At 38.2% G+C, this 25,655-nt stretch carries 23 protein-coding genes and 2 pseudogenes; 5 read left to right on the top strand and 20 right to left on the bottom strand.

Annotated features, from left to right (window positions below; translation table 11 throughout):
• Positions 1-815: 815 nt before the first annotated feature.
• From AC5YDM_RS02605 to AC5YDM_RS02560, 10 genes and pseudogenes are all read right to left on the bottom strand, one after another.
• Entirely contained in the window at positions 816-2,342 is a 1,527-nt protein-coding gene (locus AC5YDM_RS02605; RefSeq protein WP_496150591.1) for a glycosyltransferase, read from the bottom strand.
• 116 nt (positions 2,343-2,458) lie between these two features.
• Positions 2,459-5,692: a BapA/Bap/LapF family large adhesin gene (locus AC5YDM_RS02600; protein WP_496150904.1), complete on the bottom strand. Its 3,234-nt coding sequence runs from the start codon at positions 5,690-5,692 to the stop codon at positions 2,459-2,461.
• Between the two features lie 1,542 nt (positions 5,693-7,234).
• Positions 7,235-8,410 (bottom strand): annotated as a pseudogene (locus AC5YDM_RS02595) (Ig-like domain-containing protein); the annotation flags it as partial.
• A gap of 657 nt (positions 8,411-9,067) precedes the next feature.
• The gene (lysM, locus tag AC5YDM_RS02590) at positions 9,068-9,541 is read right to left on the bottom strand and encodes a peptidoglycan-binding protein LysM (protein WP_496150590.1); all 474 of its coding nucleotides are present in this window, start codon (positions 9,539-9,541) and stop codon (positions 9,068-9,070) included.
• 240 nt (positions 9,542-9,781) lie between these two features.
• The gene (acpP, locus tag AC5YDM_RS02585; protein ID WP_166322567.1) at positions 9,782-10,018 is read right to left on the bottom strand and encodes an acyl carrier protein; all 237 of its coding nucleotides are present in this window, start codon (positions 10,016-10,018) and stop codon (positions 9,782-9,784) included.
• Positions 10,019-10,102: 84 nt separating this feature from the next.
• Complete coding sequence (fabG, locus tag AC5YDM_RS02580) at positions 10,103-10,837, bottom strand: 3-oxoacyl-ACP reductase FabG (RefSeq protein ID WP_496150589.1); 735 nt, start codon at positions 10,835-10,837, stop codon at positions 10,103-10,105.
• Entirely contained in the window at positions 10,834-11,820 is a 987-nt protein-coding gene (fabD, locus tag AC5YDM_RS02575; RefSeq protein ID WP_496150588.1) for an ACP S-malonyltransferase, read from the bottom strand. The genes fabG and fabD overlap by 4 nt, the downstream gene beginning before the upstream one ends.
• A 163-nt stretch (positions 11,821-11,983) precedes the next feature.
• Positions 11,984-12,574, bottom strand: coding sequence for a hypothetical protein (locus AC5YDM_RS02570; RefSeq protein WP_496150587.1), 591 nt, complete (start codon positions 12,572-12,574; stop codon positions 11,984-11,986).
• A 176-nt stretch (positions 12,575-12,750) separates the two neighbouring features.
• The gene (gene rpmF / locus AC5YDM_RS02565; protein ID WP_035269206.1) at positions 12,751-12,936 is read right to left on the bottom strand and encodes a 50S ribosomal protein L32; all 186 of its coding nucleotides are present in this window, start codon (positions 12,934-12,936) and stop codon (positions 12,751-12,753) included.
• Between the two features lie 77 nt (positions 12,937-13,013).
• Entirely contained in the window at positions 13,014-13,571 is a 558-nt protein-coding gene (locus tag AC5YDM_RS02560; protein ID WP_496150586.1) for a YceD family protein, read from the bottom strand.
• Positions 13,572-13,668: 97 nt separating this feature from the next.
• On the opposite strand from AC5YDM_RS02560, the gene AC5YDM_RS02555 reads away from it, so the two are divergent.
• Positions 13,669-14,331, top strand: coding sequence for an elongation factor P hydroxylase (locus tag AC5YDM_RS02555; RefSeq protein WP_496150585.1), 663 nt, complete (start codon positions 13,669-13,671; stop codon positions 14,329-14,331).
• A 285-nt stretch (positions 14,332-14,616) separates the two neighbouring features.
• Complete coding sequence (locus AC5YDM_RS02550) at positions 14,617-15,234, top strand: L-threonylcarbamoyladenylate synthase (protein ID WP_496150584.1); 618 nt, start codon at positions 14,617-14,619, stop codon at positions 15,232-15,234.
• Positions 15,235-15,240: 6 nt separating this feature from the next.
• Here the strand turns inward: AC5YDM_RS02550 and AC5YDM_RS02545 are convergent, their stop codons facing one another.
• The 3 genes from AC5YDM_RS02545 to AC5YDM_RS02535 all read right to left on the bottom strand — a co-directional run bounded on the left by AC5YDM_RS02545 (position 15,241) and on the right by AC5YDM_RS02535 (position 16,692).
• Positions 15,241-15,375, bottom strand: a complete 135-nt coding sequence (locus AC5YDM_RS02545) for a hypothetical protein (protein WP_496150583.1) — start codon at positions 15,373-15,375, stop codon at positions 15,241-15,243.
• A gap of 3 nt (positions 15,376-15,378) precedes the next feature.
• Positions 15,379-15,822 (bottom strand): hypothetical protein, encoded by a 444-nt coding sequence (locus AC5YDM_RS02540; protein WP_496150582.1) that lies wholly within the window; start codon positions 15,820-15,822, stop codon positions 15,379-15,381.
• Between the two features lie 99 nt (positions 15,823-15,921).
• Positions 15,922-16,692 (bottom strand): GNAT family N-acetyltransferase, encoded by a 771-nt coding sequence (locus tag AC5YDM_RS02535; protein WP_496150581.1) that lies wholly within the window; start codon positions 16,690-16,692, stop codon positions 15,922-15,924.
• A gap of 314 nt (positions 16,693-17,006) precedes the next feature.
• Between AC5YDM_RS02535 and AC5YDM_RS02530 the strand changes: the two genes are divergently transcribed.
• From AC5YDM_RS02530 to rluB, 3 genes and pseudogenes are all read left to right on the top strand, one after another.
• On the top strand, positions 17,007-17,798 hold the full coding sequence (locus AC5YDM_RS02530; protein WP_496150580.1) for a segregation and condensation protein A: 792 nt from the start codon (positions 17,007-17,009) through the stop codon (positions 17,796-17,798).
• The gene (scpB, locus tag AC5YDM_RS02525) at positions 17,795-18,385 is read left to right on the top strand and encodes an SMC-Scp complex subunit ScpB (protein WP_496150579.1); all 591 of its coding nucleotides are present in this window, start codon (positions 17,795-17,797) and stop codon (positions 18,383-18,385) included. Before AC5YDM_RS02530 ends, scpB begins: the two co-directional genes overlap by 4 nt.
• A 41-nt stretch (positions 18,386-18,426) precedes the next feature.
• Positions 18,427-19,290 (top strand): annotated as a pseudogene (gene rluB, locus AC5YDM_RS02520) (23S rRNA pseudouridine(2605) synthase RluB); the annotation flags it as partial.
• Positions 19,291-19,705: 415 nt separating this feature from the next.
• Here the strand turns inward: rluB and bioD are convergent.
• The 7 genes from bioD to ftn all read right to left on the bottom strand — a co-directional run bounded on the left by bioD (position 19,706) and on the right by ftn (position 25,636).
• A complete protein-coding gene (bioD, locus tag AC5YDM_RS02515; protein ID WP_496150578.1) occupies positions 19,706-20,347 on the bottom strand; it encodes a dethiobiotin synthase in 642 nt (213 codons plus the stop codon).
• Positions 20,344-21,180, bottom strand: a complete 837-nt coding sequence (gene bioC, locus AC5YDM_RS02510) for a malonyl-ACP O-methyltransferase BioC (RefSeq protein WP_496150577.1) — start codon at positions 21,178-21,180, stop codon at positions 20,344-20,346. The genes bioD and bioC overlap by 4 nt, the downstream gene beginning before the upstream one ends.
• A gap of 7 nt (positions 21,181-21,187) precedes the next feature.
• Positions 21,188-22,345 (bottom strand): 8-amino-7-oxononanoate synthase, encoded by a 1,158-nt coding sequence (locus AC5YDM_RS02505; RefSeq protein ID WP_496150576.1) that lies wholly within the window; start codon positions 22,343-22,345, stop codon positions 21,188-21,190.
• Entirely contained in the window at positions 22,342-23,646 is a 1,305-nt protein-coding gene (gene bioA, locus AC5YDM_RS02500) for an adenosylmethionine--8-amino-7-oxononanoate transaminase (protein ID WP_496150575.1), read from the bottom strand. The genes AC5YDM_RS02505 and bioA overlap by 4 nt, the downstream gene beginning before the upstream one ends.
• Before the next feature lie 93 nt (positions 23,647-23,739).
• A complete protein-coding gene (locus AC5YDM_RS02495) occupies positions 23,740-24,453 on the bottom strand; it encodes an alpha/beta hydrolase family protein (protein WP_496150574.1) in 714 nt (237 codons plus the stop codon).
• Between the two features lie 166 nt (positions 24,454-24,619).
• Positions 24,620-24,943 carry a DUF6176 family protein gene (locus tag AC5YDM_RS02490; RefSeq protein ID WP_496150573.1) on the bottom strand — a complete coding sequence of 108 codons (324 nt, stop codon included), beginning with the start codon at positions 24,941-24,943 and terminating at the stop codon, positions 24,620-24,622.
• Between the two features lie 228 nt (positions 24,944-25,171).
• On the bottom strand, positions 25,172-25,636 hold the full coding sequence (gene ftn, locus AC5YDM_RS02485; RefSeq protein ID WP_496150572.1) for a heteropolymeric bacterioferritin subunit Ftn: 465 nt from the start codon (positions 25,634-25,636) through the stop codon (positions 25,172-25,174).
• Positions 25,637-25,655: the final 19 nt, after the last annotated feature.

The raw sequence follows: 25,655 nt of genomic DNA, 5'->3' as shown, positions 1-25,655 counted from the left end.
TGTGTCGTTTTTATTACAAAATGACACAGGTTGTGTCGCGGTATAGTGACATTGATTGTCACGATGATCATTAACTTATTGATTTTCCGATTAACAAAATGACAACTTATGTGTCGCATGACGATGATAAAACCCTCTTCGGAGGGTTTTTCTTTGAGCATAATTATGGAAGTAATAATAAATACAACAGCAAAACAAAACTCACTCATTTATAGATCTTGGGGTCTCATTTTAATCATGAGTTTTCTATTTAGTCTTTATTATCTTGTCTTAGAAAAATTTTATATTCTCGCTATTTTAATTTTAATCTCGCTTCCATCAACACTGATTATAGCTACAACCCAAAGTCACACTGTCTATTTGAAAGGTGTCATATTTAATATTTGTATTTCATTCCTGATTTGTCTTTATCCACTTTACCTTTTCGATAAAATGATCACCTATGGATTTCTAATCTACTGTCTCATAGACTACTTTATTCTTAAAAAGAAATGGAATCGAACATTAGAACAATATCTAACCACAGATGACTCTACACCCTTAATTACTAATAGAGATCAATTCGTTCTCGATTATGAAGTTCAGCATGGTCGAATATGGCAGTTAAAATACCACATCCCTTTAATGTATTTAATTCTTATAGTCACCATTCCTTTGGCATTTCTTGGTCGGCTATCTAATAATTTCTTTCTTTTTGCTCCGATCGGTCTGTTTTTTGCATTTCTATTCTGGGAATACACCCTAAAAAGATTTTTGTTCTTCTATGACTTTTTCAAACTATACAAAAGCAAAAAGGCGCATTAAGCGCCTTTTTATTAACTCACAATTAACTCACGCCAAATTTCAGCCACATTTTCTTCTTTAAACCGCTCAATCGATGCATAAGCATTTTCCGACATTTGCTTTAATCGATCAGGCTGAGAAAGAATTTGACTTAACTCATGTGCCATTGCCTTATAGTCAGCATGATTAACCAATACTCCATTTTGACCATGTTGAATCATGGTTGATGGCCCATAGGGAATATTATAAGAAGCCGCAGGCACACCAAAACTTAAACTTTCCAATATTGCCAATGAAAAACCTTCACACTTACTGGTCAATAAAGAGAATGCTGCATCGGCATAAGCATCAGCAATATTTTCGTTGTAGCCCATCAAATGAACATTACTTCCAATATCCAACTCTTTAATTTTTTCTATAATTTTATTTTTCTCAGAACCATCACCATAAATACAAAGCTCTGTTTCTGGATGGGTTTTTAATAACTCCCCCATCATCATCACCATATCAACCACTTGCTTTTCAGGTGCTAAACGACAAAGTGCAACCAACTTTTTCGGATTACGTCGTTCAAATGGTGTTTTCTCAGGTAATTCATCAATGCTATGCGGTATGGTCACGATATTATTTTTCTGAGTAAATCTTTTGAGGATGTCTTCTTTTTGATGCTCCGTTAGCGTAACAACATGATCAACTTTGTATTTCCCTTCCAAAATCGCTTTAAAATTAGAGTTTAAGCGACCTGTCATAATATTATCTTCCATTTCAACCAAATGGCTACTATGGAAAATTGAAATGGTTTTATGTCCATTTTCAACATGATAATTTTTCAGTGCTGTATTCCATGCAGGATTCCGGTCAATTACAAAGCAAGCAGAATCATTAAAATCTACAAATTGTCTTAACCAATAATCTGCCAGTTGCTCTTCATTTTGCAGAACTTCTTCTACCATCCCCAAGGGTGAGAAAATTACGATTTTAGTCAGTTTATTCTGCTCACCAAAGTAACGTCGTAAAACAATATGACCATCTAAATGAATTAAATCTTCACTCTCAACCTTGCCTGCTTCATTTAACTCTTGAATCGCAAGTAAGTTTCCATTTTTATCAAACTTTTCTCGTTTAATAATTTTTGCATTATATAAGTTGTTAATAAAAAGCAGTTTATCTTTGTTTTTATCTACCCAGACCACATATTTATAATAACTTTCATTGACCTTTGAAGTCCATTTTTGATGCGCTGGATTCGCATCAATATCAATAACATTATAAATAGATGCATCAAGTACATATTGATTTTTTAAACGTCTTTTATCTACATAAGCACCCCGAAGATATTCATAAATATTGTATACCTCACATGATTTTGGCATCCATCCATTATCTTTTAAGCGTTGTACATTTTCATGAATGGATTCATTAAAGCGTGTTGTCAAGAAAATTGGAGATATTCCAAAATAGTTTTTAAATAATCTTGCTCGTTTTAACGCTGCACGCTCCACACCAGTCAATTGTTTACCAAAATCTAAATTGCAGAAATAAAAGTTTTTAAATTCCATTTGCCTTTCCAACCTTATTAATGTGTCGCAAATTCATACATTTAACTAAATGAAAAATACGCCAAGTACTAAAACGAAAAATAGAGGCTCCAAGGAGCCTCTATTTCACTGCATTGTTAAATTGGGTTGTTGTATTTCAACAACTCTTCTAACAACAACGTCGTACTATCGGTATTTTGCAACGTCACCAATTCTGTTGGGTTATATTGCGTACCTGTACCATCCAAATCAATCGATACCACAGTATCCGTACCATCTTGTGCCAATGTCACAAATGTACCGATATTGCCTGAATTGACAGTTTGACCTGCCAACAATGCTGAGATATCAATCACATCACCCTGAACTCGACTGTAATCCGTCCAAATATCTGCTTGACCAATATGTTGAGCTTGGTTCAACACATCAAATATTGCAGTATCAGCGCCTGCACCCAAGGTGAGTAAATCAATCGAAGCACTCGTATTCACTTCGTCTGCAGTACCCGTTCCTGTGATGTTCAGACCAACATTGATTTCAAGTGTCGCTGTTTGCTCAGTACCTACTTTGGTCACAGTGTTATATGTAAATGTATCCACACCACCTGTGAGTCCATTTGGTTGGTAACTGTACTTACCGTCACGGAAGAGCGTTAACACGCCATGCTCACCCTCAACAGTGATTGAGTCTGCACCCTTGTTCGCATCGTTCACATAAACTTCTTTATGACCGATTTTCAAGATGTCGATCTGACCAATGACCGAATCATTTGTAAGCACATTCCCCTCAATGACAGGTGATGTAACATTAGATATATCATTGATTAAGCTTCCTGTTAAGGTTGCTGAATCCACATCAACAACATTCCCAAAACCACTCGCTGTAGTGATATTTACAACATAGGCACCTGCATCGAATACCTGGCCATCAGGTAAAGTCATATTCAATGAATAATTACTACTAGTACCTAGAGTCGTCCAAGTTAACGTCACTGGACCGTTATAAATTGGCGTAGCTCCACCATCCTTAGTAATAGAAACGTTCATTGTTGGACTATTAGTGATCAATGTACGTGTTACCACACCCTCTAAGGTTAATGAGTTAAGGTAATTATTCCCTTCAACATCAAAGCTGATGGTCCGGCTTGCTGAAATATCAATAGTACCTACATCAGCAGATGCACTAAATGGTGTTGAGTTTAAGAGATCAATTGTTACTTGATCTTGGTCATCAACCGCTTCGTTGGTCTCAATTTTGATATTCAAGATATCAATAACAGAGTTACCTTCGGCTGTTTGACGAACCACCTCAAAGCGATCAACTTCTCCGTATGGCGGTACCCAACCTGTAGTATCTGCAGGTTTGTTTACACTATAAGTATAGGTACCGTCATAATTAATTACCAAAGTACCAAATTCACCAATGATTGTTGCAGGCTGTCCATCAACCACCGCAATATCATTCACTTCAACTACGGCATCGGTCGCTTCTGTCGTTGCATCACCCGTAGTCGTACCAGTTAAGGTTAATGGTGTGTTGTAGTCATAAGTCTTATCTTCAATAACTTCAACAGTTGCTCCACCTGCTACATCGATACCACCAGTCGCATTGATAATCGCCACATAAACACCTTCACCAAAGGTCAACTTCAATGGATCACTCGTTCCACTTGCAAGAATCGGTACAAATAGGAAGTCTGGATCTTTATGAACTTGAACAAATTGTTTCGTCTGTTCATCTTGACGATACAAGGTAAATTCATAGGTCACAGCCAATGATAATCCACCACCACTACCTTGGAAGGTTAACTCACGCGTTGTACCTTCTGCGACAGTGAAGTCCATCACACCCTCAGTACCCACAACACCAGCAGATAGAACATCTCCAGCAATTCCTAAGCTCAAGATATTGACTGCAGTTGCATCACCAATGGTAATTTGATCTTCAATTAAAGTTGTCTCTGTAGGCTGAACCGCAAGAACAACAGTGTTATCAATAATGACTTCATCAGTAGAAGCTACACTTGCTAACTCAATGTTTAAGTTTGCAGTTGTTGTTTTACCACTAGGCGCTGTGACTTCATAAATAAAGCGATCAACTTCACCATAGTCACGGAATGTACTGTTCACAACATACGAGAAACTACCATCACTATATACTGTAAGTGTGCCGTATTTACCCACAAGAGTATTAGGTTCTCCTGCAATGAGGTTTGTAACAATACCATCCGCATTGGTTATTGAGGTAACAGTAGTACCAACTGGCAAATCATCTTGACCATTTTGATTATCAAGATCTTCAATTACATTTCCTGCAATTGTGCCCTCTACTGTGAGTGCATTATTGTAGTCATTGACCACATCACCATCAAAACGGAGTGTATATCCTGTAGCAAGTGATAACCCCTCTCCATTTCCTAAAACGAATAACCACTCACCTTCAGCCAAAGTGCGCTGAACATTATCTGAAACACCACCCAGAACAACGACGTACCAATTTTCAATGTTCTCTTGTAGCTCCCACTCATTGGTAGATGCATTCAGCTTATACATGTAAAGATTCATTGTTCCAGCAGCTATACCACCAGCATCCGCATAGAAATCTACATCACGAGTCGTGCCTGAATCTACGCTCAACTGAACAGAAGAACCAAATACACTTTCAAGCACACTTGCATTTAAAACTGGTCCTAAACCTAATGAACCCACAGTGAAACCCGTTGAATTCAAGTCCGTTGGCGTCTGATTTACTGTCACAGTCGGCGTGATATCCAATACAAGCTGAACGTCGTTATCTGCTGCTGCAACTACCTCTTCGATACCTGCCCGCACCTGTTCTATAACAGCATTACCTGCATTATCAGTAACTTCTACATTGATCACAGCACCACTGTTAAATGGTGTATCAGGTGTATATGTAAACATCCCGTTTTCATCTGTAGAACTCGTAGCTAAAACATTACCCTCATCATCAGTGAGCGTCACGATTGCATTTGGTTCTGCCGTTACAGTTACTGAAGAATTATCTTCACTAACTACAACTGATTCGATGACAGGAATAACTGTATCAATTTCAAATGAAAGTGGTTGTGACTGTGGCCCCTCAATACCAGATATTGGATCTGTTTGAGTGACTGTAAGTACATAAGAAGCATCCACTAATGACTCTGTTGGCGTCCAAGACCAAACCCCATTGCCATCTGCTGTTGTAGTTCCAAGAACAACATCTCCGTTGTAAATCGTCACTACTGCATTAGCTAATGCATTTGCACCACTTAAAGTAGGCGTTGCATCATTAGTCGTTGAACCCTCAACAATAATGCCCGTAACTGCCTCAAAATCATCATTGGCTGTTGGAATCTCTAGCTCCAATTCAGAAATCGATTCAGACTCAGAAACAGACTCAGATGCAGAAGCCGACTCAGATGCAGAAGTTGATTCAGATTCCGATGTAGAAGCCGATTCAGATTCAGATGTAGAAGCTGATTCCGATGCAGAAGTCGATTCAGATTCAGATGCAGACGTTGAATCCGATACTGAATCAGATGTAGATGTTGAATCAGACACAGAGTCAGAGGTAGACGTTGAATCAGAAACAGAATCAGATGTCGATGTTGAGTCAGACACAGAGTCAGAGGTAGACGTTGAATCCGATACTGAATCAGATGTAGACGTTGAGTCAGAAACAGAATCAGATGTAGACGTTGAATCAGAAGCAGAGTCAGATGTAGACGTTGAATCAGAAACAGAGTCAGACGTCGATGTTGAGTCAGACACAGAGGCAGATGTGGACGTTGAATCCGATACTGAATCAGATGTAGACGTTGAGTCAGAAACAGAATCAGATGTAGACGTTGAATCAGAAACAGAATCAGAGGTAGACGTTGAATCCGATACTGAATCAGATGTAGACGTTGAATCCGATACTGAATCAGATGTAGACGTTGAGTCAGAAACAGAATCAGAGGTAGACGTTGAATCCGATACTGAATCAGATGTAGACGTTGAGTCAGAAACAGAATCAGATGTCGATGTTGAATCTGATACTGAATCAGATGTCGATGTTGAGTCAGAAACAGAATCAGAGGTAGACGTTGAATCCGATACTGAATCAGAGGTAGACGTTGAGTCAGAAACAGAATCAGATGTAGACGTTGAATCAGAAACAGAATCAGATGTAGACGTTGAATCAGAAACAGAATCAGATGTAGAGGTTGAGTCAGAAACAGAATCAGATGTAGACGTTGAATCCGATACTGAATCAGATGTAGAGGTTGAATCTGATACTGAATCAGATGTAGACGTTGAGTCAGAAACAGAATCAGAGGTAGACGTTGAATCCGATACTGAATCAGATGTCGATGTTGAATCAGAAACAGAATCAGAGGTAGACGTTGAGTCAGACACAGAGTCAGATATAGACGTTGAATCCGATACAGAAGCTGATTCTGATGCAGACTCAGATGTAGAAGCTGACTCAGATTCAGATGCAGAAGTTGATTCTGATTCAGATGTAGACGTTGAATCCGATAATGAATCAGACGTCGATGTTGAGTCAGACACAGAGTCAGAGGTAGATGTTGAATCAGAAACAGAGTCAGACGACGATGTTGAATCAGAAACAGAGTCAGATGTAGACGTTGAATCAGAAACAGATTCAGATGTAGAGGTTGAATCAGAAACAGATTCAGATGTAGACGTTGAATCCGATACTGAATCAGAGGTAGACGTTGAATCCGATACTGAATCAGAGGTAGACGTCGATGTTGAATCAGAATCAGAATCAGATGTCGATGTTGAATCAGAACCAGAGTCAGATGTCGATGTTGAATCCGATTCAGATCCGCCTAAAACAGGCGCAACAACATCAGCTGAAAGTGATTCATTATTTTTAGAATCAGTTGCTGTAACAAATACCTTTTCGCCATTTGTTAAAGCAGGTACAAGTGGAATTACAAAATCACCTTCTGAGCTTGCCACTCCTTCAGCTATCAAACCACCCTGCTCATCAAAAATTTTGACAACAGAATTTGGTTCAGCCTTACCCGTAATTAGATCGCCTAAAGCAGATATTACAACTTGTGTGGGTACATCTGGACTCGTAACATCTGGTGCTGTTGCTGTTGTACCTGCAGATGTGTTCCCTGCAGGGTCTGTTGCAACTGCTGTTATCGTTTCACCATTGGTTAAGGCAGGAAGCAGTGGAATTGTAAAATTACCTGAAGCATCTGCTGTACCTGTTGCAATCACCGTACCTCTAGCATCTTTAATTTCTACAGTTGAATTTGGATCTGCTTTACCTGTAACTGAGTCACCTGCAGCTGATACGACAAGCTCACTTGGCGCATTAGGTGTAATATTTTCGGATGTCGAGTCAGAAGTAGAATTTGATTCTGATGTCGAGTCAGAAGTAGAATCAGAACTAGAGTTTGATTCTGATGTCGAGTCGGAGTTAGATTCGGAAGTAGAGTTTGATTCTGATGTCGAGTCAGAGTTAGATTCGGAAGTGGAATTTGATTCTGATGTCGAGTCAGAGTTAGATTCGGAAGTGGAATTTGATTCTGATGTCGAGTCAGAATTTGATTCAGAGGTAGAGTCTGAGTTTGATTCCGATGTCGAGTCGGAATTAGACTCAGACGTTGATCCTAAGTTTGAATCAGAATCATCACTTGAAATTGCAGCACCTATACCACCTATGCCTGCAACTCCCAATGCCCAGGGTAAAATACTTCCACTCACAGATGAACCACCTAAAGCAAATAGCACTTCGACTGACTCAATTGGATGGTACTTAATAGTCGCTGCAATATTATTTGTAGCATCCGTAAATTCCGCCCAATATAATTGAGAACCGTCATCAAAAATAATTTGATGTGAATTCACAGGATCATCAAAATAGCTTTCAATAATTATTTTTTCACCATTTTTCAATGTAATTACTGCGGTATCCCCCTCCCTTTTAAAATTTGCCATCTCTTCAATTGAAATATTAACTACTACTACAGAGTTTTCCTTTAAAATAAGAGTGTTTGAAGTTGTATTTTCTATAAGGGTACCCGACCCCTTAGAAATTATATTGACCGTTGGCATAATATTTCCTCGTCATTTATTGTTTAATGTCAAAGTTGCCATTCTTTTGTAGCAGAAGTTTTTTATATGTAAATATCGTAAAAATTCAGCATTATTTAAATATCATTAATACAGATGTTAGAAATTAGAATTTTTAATCGCAATTATTATAAGTTATTGTTTTAATTAACACATATAAGTGAGACTTTACTCTCATTTTTATTATTTAATAAATATACATATGTATTTTTCTTATTTTTAAATAACCATGTCATATATTTTTTTTATTTTAACCCTCAATTATCTTTTTACAAAAAAATAACAACTAATTTCCATAAGTTACAAATACTACACTATTCACACAATGTAAGTTAAAATTACAATATATTTACCAAATGAAACAAACATTTTAATTTTTATTAATTTTCATAGGCTTAAGAAATATTAAATAATAATTATTTTTAATATATTTATTTAGTAAATTTACAACTTAGAAATAACGAAGAAATTGAAATAGTTTAAAAATAAAAAAGAGAAGAATTAATATGCAATGATTGGCTTAATATTACATTACCAGAACACATAAAATTATATTCACCACATAATTCGAATAATAAGCGACCATGAGATATAAAAAAACCGAGTTAATAAACTCGGTTTTTTTTCAATTAATAGTGATTAAGCAGGAATACGTAAAACCTGTCCTGGGAAAATGTCATCTGCATTTTTCAACAATGGACGGTTTGCTTCAAAAATTTTATTGTACTGATTCGCATCACCATAAAATTCTTTCGAAATTTTAGAAAGGTTATCACCTGATTTCACTGTGTAGAATTTGCTTTCTGGCTCTGGTGAAGCAACGGTTAATTGGTCATCCACTTTTGCAACATGATCAATATTACCCACAGCGAGGATGATCTTTTCACGATCCGCTTGAGTTGCTACTTGCCCTTTGACTGTTGCCAAATCAGAGTCACCATTATAACCCACAGATAAACCTGTCACAGGTAAACCTAGTGCTTTGATATGACCTAGTAATTTATTTGCGATTTCTTGTGCAGATGGTTCAGATGGTGTTGCTGGAGCAGCTTGTGGTTCTGCTGGTGCTGTATTTTTTTTACCAATGCCTTTAACAAAATCAAAAAGACCCATGTGTATTCTCCGTTTAATTCTAAATTGTATTGTTCTAAAAAATCGTAAATTTTATGATTAAATTTAGCTCTATTTTTTATACCTAAAATTTAGACCATTTAAGTGTGGCTTTGGTGAATTAAACGTAACGATATGTAATTATAATTTTTTGATTTCGCACAACTATTTGTCTTTTATATAAACAATAAAAAGCCACCCATAAAGGTGGCTTTTATTTCAGCGATGCTGAAATTTCAACAATTAAGCAAGTTTCTTAGAAACATAGTCAATTGCTGATTGAACAGTCGTAATCTCGTTAGAGTCTTCGTCTGGGATTGTAATGTCGAAATCGTTTTCGAAAGACATAACAAGCTCAACTAAGTCTAAAGAGTCAGCACCTAAGTCATCCATGAAAGACGCTTCGTTTTTAATCTCTTCAGCCTTAAGACCAAGTTGTTCAGCTACTGCTTGTTTGATACGTTGTTCGATATCGCTCACAGGAATTCTCCTCATTGCTTGTGGCGGCTTTTAATGCCTATAGTTTAATTGAATATTGAATTTTTTAAAAGTTTATACATCGCATTAAGCCATGTATAAACCACCATTCACGTGTAAAACAGTACCAGTAATGTAACTTGCTTTGTCTGAAGCTAAGAAACTTACTGCATCAGCAATGTCCTGAGGCTCACCAAAGCGATTTAAACCCACTTGGTCACTCATTTTCTTACGAATTTCTTCACTCAATTGCTCTGTCATTTCAGTCGCAATAAAGCCCGGTGCGATGCTATTTACCGTAATTTGACGGCTACCCATCTCTTTAGCAAGACTACGGCTAAATGCCTCGATACCCGCTTTTGCAGCAGAATAGTTTGCTTGACCTGGGTTAGCAAAATGCGCAACAACGGAACTGATATTAATAATTCGACCATAACGTGCTTTTGTCATGCCCTTAAGGACACGTTTAGACAAACGGAATACCGCTTTTAAATGGATATTTAAAATGTCATCCCAATCATCTTCCGACATACGAAGCAACAGATTGTCTTTCGTGATTCCTGCATTATTTACAAGAACCAAAACAGGGCCGTAATTTTGCTCAATATCAGACACTAAAGCATCAATAGCAGCACCATCACGTACATCTAAAACTTTACCTGCGCCATTCTCAGCAAATTGTGCAGATAGTTTTTCTGCACCAGCTTCAGATGTCGCTGTACCTACAACAAAAAATCCGTCTTGAATTAACTGCTGAGCGATTGATGCACCAATACCACGGCTTGCACCAGTTACCAAAGCAACTTTACGTTCTTGTGTCATGCAATTTTCCCTTCAGCCACTAAAATGGCATTTAATGCGTCTTCCATACGTGATTGGGTATCAAGTGGAAATGCTTTCTCGATATTTGGTAGGCGTTTAGCCAAGTTTGCCAATACATTACCCGGACCACATTCAGCGATATAGCTAATGCCTTGGTCTTGCAATAATTGCATCGTTTTCGTCCATTGCACTGACTCATACAATTGAGCGGTCAATGCTTGACGAAGTGTATCCACATCAGTTGCAGCTTGTGCACTGACATTTTGGATCACAGGAATTTTAGGTAATTGAATATCAGTTTGCGCTAATGCTTCTGCAAATTTTTCAGCCGCAGGCTTCATCATTGAACAATGAGATGGTACAGATACAGGCAGTGCAATCGCTTTACCACCATTTTCTTTCGCCAAACTCATTACAGCTTCTACAGCGGCAGTTGCACCTGCAATCACGACCTGCCCTTGAGCATTGTAGTTTGCTGCTTCAACAGAACCATTTTCTTGTGCAGTCACTTGCTGGCAAAGTTCAACAACTTTTGCATCATCCAAACCTAGGATTGCAGCCATTGCACCTGCACCCTGTGGCACAGCATCTTGCATCAACTTACCACGTAAGTTCACAAGTTTAACCGCATCACCTAAGCTCAAGCTTCCAGCTGCAACCAATGCACTGTATTCACCCAGTGAATGTCCAGCTAAATATTTAGGTGCTACACCACCAAGCTCCAACCATACACGCCATAATGCAATACTCGCCGTCAGCAAGACAGGTTGTGTAAATTCTGTTTGGTTTAACCCTTCACCACTTTGTGCAATGTGCCATAAATCAAAACCAATCGCTTCAGAGGCTTCAGCAAATGTTTCTTTCACACCACTAAACTGTTCAGCAAGTTCTGCCAACATTCCCACTTTTTGTGAACCTTGACCTGGAAATACAAAGGCAGTTTTCGTTGCTTTTACAAATTTTGAGCTGTCTATCATGGACATATCAATACATCTTGTAGTCTAAATTTGAGTTGATTGTATCTTAACAAGCTTGATTCGGTGCCACCATCGCAAAAAATACCGTTTTTCTTGGTTATTATTTAGAAGCACTATTATCCGTTTACGCCCTAAACCCCTTAAACAAAAGCAAGATAAACCCCAGCTCTTAACATTGCACAACATACTGTATTGCAATAAGTTTTATACCATCAAAATAAAATATATTTAAATCATCTTGGTTTTTATTTCTTAAAATCAAGCTTCGTGTATACGGATATTTTTTAGACGTGACACGATCTTGCACTACACCATTATCATCATTTTCACTCAGGTCTGCGTCCATTTTTTTGACATCAGCAATGTAACTCAGCAAGTTAAAACGCTTATTTCCCACCATGACGTTCTGTTTTTTCATTGCACCATCAAAAATGACCAAATCTATAGCGTATTGAGCTTTGTACTGACGAAAGTTCAATACACCATACCCCTTCGCCTGCTCTTCATCCTCAATCATTCCTACACAGAAATCATTTTCATAAACTTGAGGCTTCTTCCCAAGCTTTACAAAAGGTCTTGAGATCACCTTGAACTGCTTCTCTGTTAAATTTTCACCCAAAGGAATACTAACCACTCCTACAGAGACTGGCGTCGAAGTATTTTGCATAGACTGATTTGCATATGTTTGACTGAATATGGACATTAATCCACCCAAAATCCATATCATCACAATTTTATACTTCAATTTTATTGTCATCATTTTTAATCTTCTTATTTCTTCGATTTTATCTAAACATCATTCTTTCTATATATTTTTACTTATAAACATTTTAAATCAAATGTTGTAATTTTAACCAAAATATAAAAACAGACATAAAAAAAGGGAGCTTTCGCTCCCATTTTTTCTACTAAGCTTGACGCTTAATACATTATCACTTATTCAGCATCAGCTGCTTTAGCGAATAATTGACGACCACGGTAAACGCCATCTTTAGTCACGTGGTGACGACGATGAGTTTCACCTGTAGTTTGGTCTACAGTTAATGCATTCTCGGTTAAAGCGTCATGTGAACGGCGCATGTCACGGCGAGAGCGACTTTTACGGTTTTGCTGAACGGCCATGATGGCTCCTTACAAAGATCGAAAAAATGGATCAGAACAAATTCAGTTGTCTTATACTTCACAGTATAACACAAAAATTAGTTAAGTTTACCCTTTAGAGCAGCCAAAGCTTCAAACGGATTATCCCGCTTCTCTTCAACTATCTCTTCAACGGCAGGTTGATGCTTATGCACACAAGACTCATGCTTAGGTGACAAAGGCATCAACAATAACAACTCATCTTCTATCAGTGCGAGTAAATCAGCGGTGGCAGGTGCATCATATGAACCTTTCGTCGTTGCTTCACTTTCACCTAAAACGATGAAATCAGCATCCTCATCCAAGCGCTCTATCAGTGACTCATTATCGACCAAAGCCAGATGAAAATCTAATGCAAGAGGGATTTCAACAGTATCCAAACAACGTTGGCATTCCATTGGAACTTTTGCTTCGACGCTACCATCTAGCCATACAATACGATGATACGCATCCATTGATAGCTTACAGTCTACGTTAATCAATTGATCATCAATTGATCCAACAGCTTCACGGGAAATTCGAGCAAGGCGTGACAATGGCAGGGTACCTGACCATGTAAAACCTTGTTCAGCCCATTTAAACGGCTCAATCTGTGCCGGAAAGGTATTTGCTGACATAATTAAGGCGGCAATTCTACAAATTCATAAGTACTCTGTCAAAGATTAAGATACAATTTTGTACTTATTCAGACAGATCATTTGGGTAATACAAGTCATGCATCAGTTGCAGCCGCAACCTGAAGTCACCACTTCATTACAGTTAAACTATCCTACGCCTTCAGATTTAGCCGATTACTTAGACCGCGTGCAACTCGCCCCTTGGGTAAATCTGCAAACAGAAGCGCTACAGGTAGAGTGGCTTATCTTACACTTTAATCATTGGTTTTCCCACTTAAATGTCACTTTGATCAAAGGTGATTTTGAACCTGAATATTTTCCTGCAACATCAGACACTTCCGCTCGCATTCAATTCGCTCATGGTTTTTTTAATAGTGCTTTGCATGAAATTAGCCATTGGACAATTGCAGGTGATGAACGTCGAAAACTTGCCGATTTAGGCTATTGGTATGCGCCAGATGGACGTACGGCTGAGCAACAAGCCTTATTTGAGCAGGTTGAAATTAAACCGCAAGCTATTGAATGGTTATTTGCCCAAGCCTTTGGTCGTAAGTTCCGTGTATCACTGGATAATTTAACTGGTGATGGTGGAAATGGATCGACATTCAAAGACAACGTTTTTGAACAGTTACAAAAATATTTTAATGGTGAAGCCAAACTTCCCCGCGACGCTGAACGTTTTATTCATTGTATTTGTATCTGCTGTCGAGCAGGTCAACCGCTACAGATCGATGAGTTTAAGCGTGAAATGCTGGACTAATTTGAACCAAGACTTTTTAAATTCTTTAAATTGGCTTCATCAGTACATGAAGATACTGATTAAAGATAATTTATTTAACCAAATATTCACATGGATCAATTGAACCCACACCCGACTCAGGTAATAATGAAATCGTGTAGCTTTGCCAACTCAACATCATTACGATGATTCAGCCTCATGCTGCACTGATTTATGACACTGACTAAGGTGTTAGAAAATTATAAACTTTAAGATGCGAAAATATTTTAAGACACTTCATATAATAATCACATCAGGAGAATCATTATGTTGCATTTAAGAGTCCATCCTGACAATCCTCAACCACGACTAATTAGCCAAGCTGTTGAACGCATTCGTGCAGGTGATGTCGTGGTCTATCCAACTGATGCTGCCTATGCGATAGGCTGTCAGATCGGAAATAAAAGTGCGATGGCACGTATCGCTCAAATTCGTGGTTTAGGTGAAAAACATCAATACGCGATTATCTGTGCTGATCTTTCAGATATTGCTACCTATGCCAAAGTCGACAATGCAATGTATCGACTGCTTAAACACAACACCCCTGCTGTTACCACTTATATTTTGCCTGCAACCAGTGAAGTACCGAAACGGCTAATGCACCCCAAGAAAAAAACTATTGGTTTACGTGTACCAAGTAGTACAGTCTGTCAGATGCTACTCATAGAACTCGGTGAACCACTACTCACCAGTACTTTAATTTTACCTGATCACAATGAACCTTTAGATGATCCTTATGACATCGAACAGCAATTAGAAAAGCGTATTGATGTGTTTATTGATAGTGGACTTGGGACTTTAACCACGACCAGTATTGTCGACTTATCTGGTGATCAACCTGTGATTGTTCGTCGTGGTGTCGGTGATGTGAGTGCTTTTGAATAAATAGAATTAATGTGCAACAGCTGCTGCCGCTTCCACATGAGATGCCCCAGCAGCTGGAGCAATCAACGACTCTTTTGATTTCCATATATTTGCTGGTAAGTCTGATGATGGTTCTCCTAGATTTTTACAATCATCAACCATCTGTCATGTCTTAAACATTTCCACGCCATATTTATCTTTTACGATCAGATGAAACGTAACTTTATCCTCTTTGAAGACCGTAAAAAGAGCTTCAATATCGTTTTGAGGCATATCTGAATTTGAAATTTGATTGATTGTTTTGCACATTTGTTGTCTTAAAATTAAATCAACATTTTGAATTAAATTTGGCGCTTCTGATTTCGAAAAAGGAAAAGTTTCATAAATTCTGAAGTCTCGATAATGATTCAGAATATCCATTTGAAATCCTCTTAGATGAGCTGCCCCTGACGCTTCCTCTTTAACAGCTCCAACAAATGGACCTTTAAGAAACTCTCGGACATTATTTTCACGCTGATTCTGTTTATACTTTGGAAATCCGACATAAATGGCAACAAGAATTGCAACCAATGCAACCAATGCAACCAATGCAACAATCTTATAATTCACAATTAATCTTTATATTTTTTAATCACTTAACTTTTACAGTTTAATTTAATTCAACTCAATAAAAAAGCCATCATAAAGATGGCCTTAATTATTTCAATATTACTTCTTATCTTTACGACCTGTGATTGGATATAACTTCATAAAATCTTCCAATCGTATTTTCTGCTCACGCTCTAGATTGAAATTATCTTGTTTCAACCAATCTTCAAAAGCCAATTTAAGCTTTTGCCATTCTTCATCCAAAATTGAAAAACATGCGGTATTACGATTGCGCCCTTTCACAATTCGATCTTGTCTCAGCGTTCCTTCATATAAGAAACCAAAACGCACCGCAGCATTTACAGATGCCTCATTAGACTCATCGCAGCGCCATTCGACTTTACGGAAACCGTAATCAAAACATTGATTCAATAATAAATAAATCGCTTCAGTTGCTGCCGTAGTATGTCTTAACTGATCAGAAAAAAAGATATTGCCAATTTCAGCTTTACGATTCAGCTCATCAATATTGATCAAACCCATCCAACCCCAATACTGATGCCCCACTTGCACCAAATAATGCTGTGCCTGTTTCAGACCAAACTCAGTTTTTAAACTTGCCTTAAGATCATCCTGAGAGCTAAAACCGTCATAGCGCATATAGGTCCAAATGGCTTTCGCGTTCTCCAATTCTGTATCACGATCTAAAGTTCGCCAAATATTTCTAAAGGCGCTATCTTCATCTTCCTCTGCAATCGTATTGACTGGAATGACCTTGCACCAACGTCCGTTCAGTTGTTCTGCATGAAATTTATCAATTTCATCTGTTTCAACAGGTGCCCCAACAACTTGGTGATATTCGTTTAATTCTGTTTTTAGATATTCAAACATTGTTATTCTTTATAAGTATGAACAAAGTCACAATTTTGCATTTTTTATAAACAATTATCCAGTATCTTCAATAAAATATTAATTTAAACACAGTTTTTAAACTCCAAGTTTGATCTGCTTTAAAGCTCCAGTACTTTATTTAATACTTTTTATCGTAAAAACCGCGATTTTCAATTTATTCATCGGGCTTTTTCATTTAGAATAGCTGTATTCTTTTTTATGCAATTCGAATCACTGTCTTTTTACTGATTTCGATAAGTGATCTCCTGAATCGCTCGACATGCTTTTGAAAATTCGCGTGGCTAATAACTGTAATGACTCAAGCAATCCATAATTCGATGGAGCCCTCTTCACACATCCGTGTCATGGATGAGTGGCAAGAAGATATTCCTGAAGATTTATACATTCCGCCTGCAGCATTCGAAATTCTTTTAGAACATTTCGAAGGACCACTCGATTTTCTGATTTACCTGATTCAAAAAAATGGTTTTGATCTCCTTCAGCTCGATATCGCTCCGATCGCCAGCCAATATTTATCATATATTGACAGTATGAAATCGTTAAATATTGAACTGACCGCGGACTATATGGTGATGGCAGCACTTTTAGCGGACTTAAAGTCTCGCTTATTACTGCCAAAACCCAAAGCAATTCATATTGAAAAAGATCCAAAACAAGAGCTGATCGATCGTTTAGAAACATATTTAAGAGTAAAACAAGCGGCTGAACGTTTGGGTCAGATGCCAATTTTGCATCGTGATACCTATTTAGCCAATGTTTCTATTGGTCATATAGAAACCGTCAATGAAGGTTACGAAGTTCACATGCTCCGTGATGCTTTATTTTGTATCTTTAACCGTCCTGAGCCTGTGGTTCACCAGATTGTTCAAGAGCCAGTTTTACTCGAGGAACGAATTGCCTATATTGAATATATGGTTCAAAGCGGTGAAGTACTAAGTTTTGAAAAATTGCTTAAACCAAGCCAAGGTCGTATGGGTATGGTGGTGACGTTTATGGCCATTTTAGAATTGACCCGTCAGCAGAAGGTGCAGATTGTCAGTTCAGGCATTGAGACCCCATTAACCATTCAGGGATCACATGCATGACCATCGATCAAAGCACGATATTTAATACCGAAGAGTTGCATCACGAAGTTCTGATGCAAATGGAAGCCATTATTTTTGCGAGTGATGCACCTGTATCTATAGCTCGTTTAAAAGAAGCCTTTCAAAACCAATATTCAAAGCAACAACTTCGAGCTTATTTACAACAGCTTGTCGTATTGCAACACGGTCGTTCGATTGAGCTGATTGAAACTGCTCAAGGTTTTCGTTTTCAAGTACGTGCCAAGTACCGTAGTACAATTGCACAAACATGGCCTGAGCGCCCAACCAAATTATCACCATCACTGTTAGAAACATTAGCAGTGGTCGCTTACCATCAGCCCGTGACCCGCGCTGATATTGAGCAAATACGTGGAGTGACGAATAACAGTCAATTACTGAGAACGTTATTCGAATGGAACTGGATTAAAGAATCTGGGTTCCGTGAACTTCCAGGAAGACCCGCGTTGTTAGTTACAACGCCACAATTTTTGAATGCTTTTGGTCTAAATTCTTTGGATCAATTGCCTCCCCTACAGGATGCCAAGGAAGCTTTTTTGACTTTGGATGCAAATGCACCCAAGTCTTAAATAGGTGAACTGTTGATGATTATTTCTAAGGTTATGCTGTTATGAGTGAAAAATTGCAAAAGGTATTAGCACGTGTTGGCTTAGGCTCTCGCCGTTATATGGAAGAAGTCATTGCTGCTGGTCGTGTTAGTGTCAACGGTCAAATTGCTCAAGTTGGTGAACGTATTGAACCTACCGATGAGCTTCGCATCGATGGTCGTAAAGTAGCGTTCCAAATTGAAGATGAAATTCGTCGTCGCGTTCTGATTTACTACAAACCAGAAGGCGAAATCTGTTCACGTAATGACCCTGAAAACCGTCCAACGGTATTTGATCAATTACCTTCAATTCCAGGTGATCGTTGGGTAATGGTGGGGCGTCTAGACATTAACTCAACAGGTCTATTGTTATTTACAAACGACGGTGAACTTGCAAACCGCTTGATGCACCCTTCTAGCGAAATTGAGCGTGAATATGCTGTTCGTGTCATGGGTGAAGTAACCCCTGCATTGAAAAAGAATATGACGACAGGCGTGGTTTTAGATGACGGCCCTGCAAAGTTTGAATCTTTCTCTGAAATTGGTGGTGAAGGGATCAACCGTTGGTACCAAGTGGTTGTAAAAGAAGGTCGTAACCGTGAAGTACGTCGTATCTTTGAATCACAAGGTCTAAAAGTAAGTCGTTTATTGCGTACGCGTTACGGTACAGTGATTTTACCACGTGAACTTCGTACAGGTCGTTGGGTTGAATTAGATAAAAATGATATCGACAACTTGACTAAAGCTGTTGAGCTTAAACCACGTCAAGGTACTGGCTTATTCGGTATGGCGAAACGTCGTAACGAACGTATGCAGGACAAACCACTTGCCGCACGTCGTGGTGGATACTTACGTCAACAACGTCGTGACGAAGGTGAAGCTCAACCTGAGTTTAACCGCGAATCTCGTCCTGACCAACGTCGTGACTCACGCCCGATGAACACGGATAACCGTCGCGATTCTCGTCAGCCGAATTTTGATCAACGCCGTGACAACCGTCAATCAGGTGAACAAGGTCGTAGTGACAATCGTAATTTCCGTCAAGATCGCCCAACAGGTGCACCTCGTCGCCATGAAAGTACGAACTACAACAGTGGTAATCGTTTTGAGCGTAAAGAAGTCAATGGTAACAATGCTGAAACTCAGCAACGTGAAGAAAGTCGCTTTGCACAGCGTAAACCATTTACAGTGAATAAAGGTTTTAAAAAGTTCTAATCACTAAACTTATGTTAGAACATGAAAAGACGTAATAAAAAAGCCACTCCATAGAGTGGCTTTTTATATGTTCATTCTTCAATAAAATTCATAGCGCAGGAATATCAATCCACTGCGTTTGAGGAAAATGTAAATTTAAATATCGTTTTAGATAACCAGCAGTATCTTGTGAAATTTTTGGATCTGGAGATTCATCTTTTAAATTATAAGCCATAGCAAATAAATTCAAACCACGTTGCTGAATTACTTCTAAACTCAACAAAGTATGATTAATACTGCCCAATCGACCTGAAGAAACCAAAATAATCGGATAGTTCTTTTTAACCAAATAGTCGATCGTCAACAATTCAGTCGTAAGTGGTACCATCAAACCACCAGCCCCTTCCAATAAGACCACATCAAATTTATCTGCAAGTTGCTGAGTCGCATTTTCAATTTTTTCAAAATCAATGTCACGACCATCAATCTGTGTCGCTAAATGTGGTGAAGCAGGATAACTAAAAATCTCGGGCATGGTTAGTTTTGATTCATCTTCAGCAAACCACCCTCTTCCCATGATTTCACGATGCTTCTCAATATCCTCTGAAACATCGTCATTTCCAGTTTGTATGAGCTTTTGCGTAATCACATTTTGACCTTGCTCAAACCATAACTTTGCTAGATAACCTGTGGTATAGGTTTTACCAATACCCGTATCAATTCCGCTCACAAAGTAAATTTGACCACTCATACTACGCTCCGCGCAATCACATAAATTGGGTGATAGCTCAATGGGTAAACTAGATTTTCATGTTCATCGGTCGTGATAAATTGACGATAACCTTGGTAAAAATCTTCTAAAGATTGCTTCGTCCAACGAAATTTACTCGCTGTGGCAGTTACACCAGTTGCTTTTAAATGCTGTAAAACATGCTTTGGATGCTTAAAACTTAAGGTATCAACGTGCTCTGAAATATGTAGAATTTCAAAACCTTGATCTTCAAGTTTCTGTTGAATCTCATTCATGTCGAGATAGCTTAATCCCTGTTGGGTTAAGGCTTTTACTTCTTTTAAATTATGCGTTCCAAAAGTTGAAAAGCAAAATAAACCTTGTTTTACTAAAGCTTGATTCACTTTATTCAAAAGCCCATTTAGATCTTGCATCCACTGTATCGCTGAACTTGAAACAATCAGATTGAGTTCTTTTGGAAAACTTATTTTCTCAGCATCACCAATACACCACGTTAGTAACTGCTGTGTTTTAAAGCCATTTTGCTCTAACTCGTTTTTTTCTAAACCAATATTTTCAAAGTGTTGTTTTACTTCAGGATATAAATCATTGAGATAAATTTGCTGAAATGAATAATGGTCTGTATAGAGTTTGGTTAAATTCCCAGACCCACAACCAATTTCAAAAATACGTTTATGATCGACGGGTTCACGATCAAAGCAATTGTACTCTGTCATCAATTGCATCAATCTTATCGCGATCTTTTTTTGAATGATGGCATGCTCATCATAGCTCTGCCGAGCTTGTGAAAAACGTTTGGCGATCTGTAAAGGATCAAGATGAAGTAATTCCATTCAAACCTCAGAGCAATGAAACAAGTCTATCAAGATCATGCTGATCAATTCGCGTATTCAAGCAAATCCTTAATCGAGATGCACCTTGTGGAACTGTCGGTGGGCGCACTGGCATGATATAAAAACCTGCCTTTTGCATCTCGTGCGCCAATGCTACTGTTTGAATCGAGTCTCCGACAATCACAGGTACAATCTGACTACTCGATGGACAATCATAATTTTTTGCAAGAATTTGGGTATTCAATGAATGACTTAAAGCTTTTAAATATTCTCGCTGATCATTCATCTTCACCACTTTCTGTAAGATAAAATTTGTCCATGCCATACACATTGGAGGCTGTGCGGTACTAAAAATTAATGGACGCATTTTATTGATCAAGAAATCTCGAATGATCGGATCACAAATCAAATAAGCACCCACCGATGCTAACGCTTTACCAAATGTTCCAACAATAAAATCAACATCTTGAATTACAGCTGCTTGCTCAACAATACCTAAACCCTGCTTCCCTCGAACACCAATCGCATGTGCCTCATCCACATAAAGCATCACATTTGAATATTGTTTTTTTAATGCCACCAACGCTGCCAAATCCGCTTCGTCACCATCCATACTAAAAATAGATTCAGTCACGATTATGATGCGTTCAAAAGTTTGATCTGCTTGATATTTTTTTAATAGTGCATCCAAATGATTGAGATCATTATGGCGATAACGCACATACTGAGCCGTTGAAAGTCGCATCCCATCAATCAAGCTTGCATGAACCAACTTATCCGCCAAGATCAATGTTTTACTGTCACATAATGCAGGCAGAATCCCAATATTCATGTGATAACCACTGTTAAATAACAATGCCGCACGATGTCCAAATAACTGACTTAAAGCCTGCTCCAGTTGTTCATATTCAGGGAAATTCCCTGTTAATAAGCGTGAAGAAGATGAACTCATTCGTTGCTCTGAAATAGGAGTCAGATCAAAGAATTCTTCTCGAAGTCGCTCATCAACCGCTAACCCCAAATAATCATTCGATGAGAGATTCAGCATACTTCGATCATTAATTTGAATATCACGCCCCATTTGAATATTTGCAGTGAATTGGCGAAGATTTCCTTGTTTTCTCAAGTCATCCAGTTGCGATGCATAATGCTCTAATACATTCATGACATCACTTCCTGCATCGGATGAGCATCAGCCTGCATACATTGAACGACCTCTACCAGCTTCGTAAGTAGAAACTCAAGTTCCTGCTCAGTAATGATATAAGGAGGCATCACGTAAACCAGTTTTCCAAAAGGTCGAACCCACACCCCTCGTTCTACAAACTGTTGTTGTAATGAGCGCATATCCACATCGAATGTTAATTCCACCACACCGATCGCACCCAATACACGTACATCGTGGACGTACTCGATATTGTTCAAAACATTCAGCTTTGTTTTTAAATGGCTTTCGATACGCTGAATATTGGCTTGCCAATCTTGCGACAACAGCAATTGCGTACTTTTTAAAGCCACAGCACAAGCCAGTGGATTTGCCATGAAGGTCGGTCCATGCATAAACACTCCTGCCTCACCATGACTAATGGTTTCAGCAACATGTTGAGTGGTTAAGGTCGCAGACAAGGTCATATAGCCGCCGGTTAAGGCTTTACCCATACACATAATATCAGGCTCAACTTGTGCATGTTCCCATGCGAACATTTTCCCTGTACGACCAAAACCTGTCGCAATTTCATCAAAAATCATCAAGATATTATATTGTTCGCACAGTCGTTTTGCTTGTTTGAGATACTCAGTGTGATAAAAACGCATCCCCCCCGCACCTTGAACAATCGGCTCAATGATGAAAGCGGCAATGCTTTCATGGTGCTGTTGAATCGCCTTTTCTAAAGATTCTATTTCTGAAGAATGCCACGTTTGATCAAAACCAATAGATGGTGCATCGACAAAAATACGATTCGGTAAACTTGAACCGAAAACTTGATGCATTCCAGTTACAGGATCACAGACCGACATGGCATTCCACGTATCACCGTGATAACCCGAGCGCGGTGTTAAAAAATTGGTTTTTTTTGATAAACCTTGGGCAGTCCAATATTGAACTGCCATTTTAAGGGCAACTTCTACTGCTACCGAACCAGAATCTGCATAGAAAATTTTATCGAGATTATGAGGTGTAATTTCTAATAATAATTTACCTAATTCAATCGCAGGATCATGGGTGAGTCCTCCAAACATGATGTGCGACATCTTTTGCAGTTGATCAATTGCAGCCTGATTTAAATCCGCATGGTTATACCCATGAATTGCACACCACCACGAAGACATCCCATCAATCAATTGGCGACCATCTTCTAATTCAATCGTGGCTCCATATGCCTGCTTCACTTTAAACGTCGGCAAGGGATTAAGCATCGATGTATATGGATGCCAAAGATGTGCTTGATCGAAACTATCCGTCATTCCTAATTTGACTCATTTCCCTATTCTTTTTTGATCATAACTTGAGAATAAAGATTAAGGTATTGCCTGATCAGACAATCTTAATTAACTTTTCTAGAGTCGTTTTAAATATTGAGTGATTTTGTCACTTAAGCTATCACTTTGGAAAACTGGAAATCCATGCGAACCATTTATAGAATCAACTTTTAAAAACTTTGCGCCTAATTTTCGAAAATTATCGATAATTTTGTAACTAACTAACCCATCACCTTCAGCAAAGACATGAAATTGATTTCCGGGATACTGTTGAATAATATCAACAGTATTGAACCGCTCCAACATATCTAAACCGCTACTTTTCAGTGCAAGTTCCTCGTCATTCACCGAACTTTGCAACTTTTGCCAATCTTGTTTTGCATTACTTCGTCCTTGGGTAACGAGATAGCAAAAACGCTTCAAAGTGGTCAGTGGGTCTTTCTCAAATGAGTCTTTAAAGCTTAAAAAGGTTGAATTTTCCATCCCAATCTCCCATGTTTCATTGGCGATGAAACAAGGATTACTGGCCAAAGTGATCAAGGCTTTCAATTGTCCGGTTTGTTCATAAATGTGTTGCACAAGTTTTGCGGCAAGTTGTCCGCCTAAAGACCATCCCATAATCACATCAAATTGTTCAGCTAACTTGACATGTTTAATAAAATCATGGGTATCAAAGCCATTAAAAATGTTGACCAATTCAACCTCAAAACCTTTTTGAGTCAGTGCATCTTTAAATGCTTTTAGTGGCTGTGTCCCTACAGCCCAACCTGTGATGAGTAATATTTTCTGCATCCTTTCAATCTCTGCGTCCTATGCTAGGAATACTATATAAAGTCTCATTCATAACTACATTGTGAAATAACGACAAAATACAGGATATTAAATGATAGTGGCGAAGAAAAATCCTTTCCAATAAAATTAGTTCCTTTAAAAATTTTCACAGATTAAATACTTATTCTTATTCCTTATTTTCTAAGTCGAGTAATAGTTCAGCTGGATAAACCTTGAACCAATTTGTCTTAAACTGTTTATGAACCTGATCGATCTCGAAGGTGCTGCTACGACCAATCTGTTGTGCCTTTGCAATATCGTGGGCGCGCATATAAGCAATAAGATAATCCTTAGCCTCTAAATTTAAATAAAACCAAGATTCAATCAAGACACCTTCTGCTTTAAGTGTTTCAATCGCTTCTATTTTTCTATTTTCTAATTCTTTTTGCCAATCATTTATTTGTTTCAAACGATCTTGTTTTAGCTCAATGAGTACTGCACCCACATCCATTTTATTCTCTTTTTGTGTGCTGAATGAAAACTTAAAATATAGCGAACACTTTGAGATTAATAGTCAAAATTTGTGATTATCCCTAAATATCGTTCACGTAGTCCTATCATGTTGAAAAATTAAAATAAAATAGTCTGAAATAAAAAGTATCAACATTAAAAAAGCCCAACTTTCGTTGAGCTCTCATATCAAAACATGATTTAAGCTTTGCTAAATGCTCAGCAAAAATTACATTTGTGATTGAATATAGTTTTGTAAACCAATCAATTCAATTAAACGTAATTGTTTTTCTAACCAATAAGTATGGTCTTCTTCAGTATCTGACATTTGTTGACGTAGCATGTCACGAGTAATGTAATCACCTTTCTCTTCACACAACTTGACCCCTTGAGCAAGTTTTTCACGAACTTCATACTCAAGTTTTAAATCTGCTTTTAAACAACTAACAACGTCTTCACCAACATCAATATCTTCACGATTCATATTTGGTGTCCCTTCAAGGAAAAGTACACGGCGAATGATCGCATCAGCATGCTGAGCTTCTTCTTGCATCTCATGATCGATACGTTCGAAAATTTTGCTCAGTCCCCAATCTTCATACATACGTGAATGGATTAGGTATTGATCACGTGCAGCCAGCTCACCACCGATCAACATATTCAGATAATCTACTACTTCTGGATTGCCACGCATTTCAATAACTCCATTTCTA

This window comes from Acinetobacter sp. CY81, assembly GCF_059515925.1.
The sequence above is the reverse complement of the archived record's forward strand: the minus strand, read 5'-3'. Positions and strand labels throughout refer to the sequence as shown.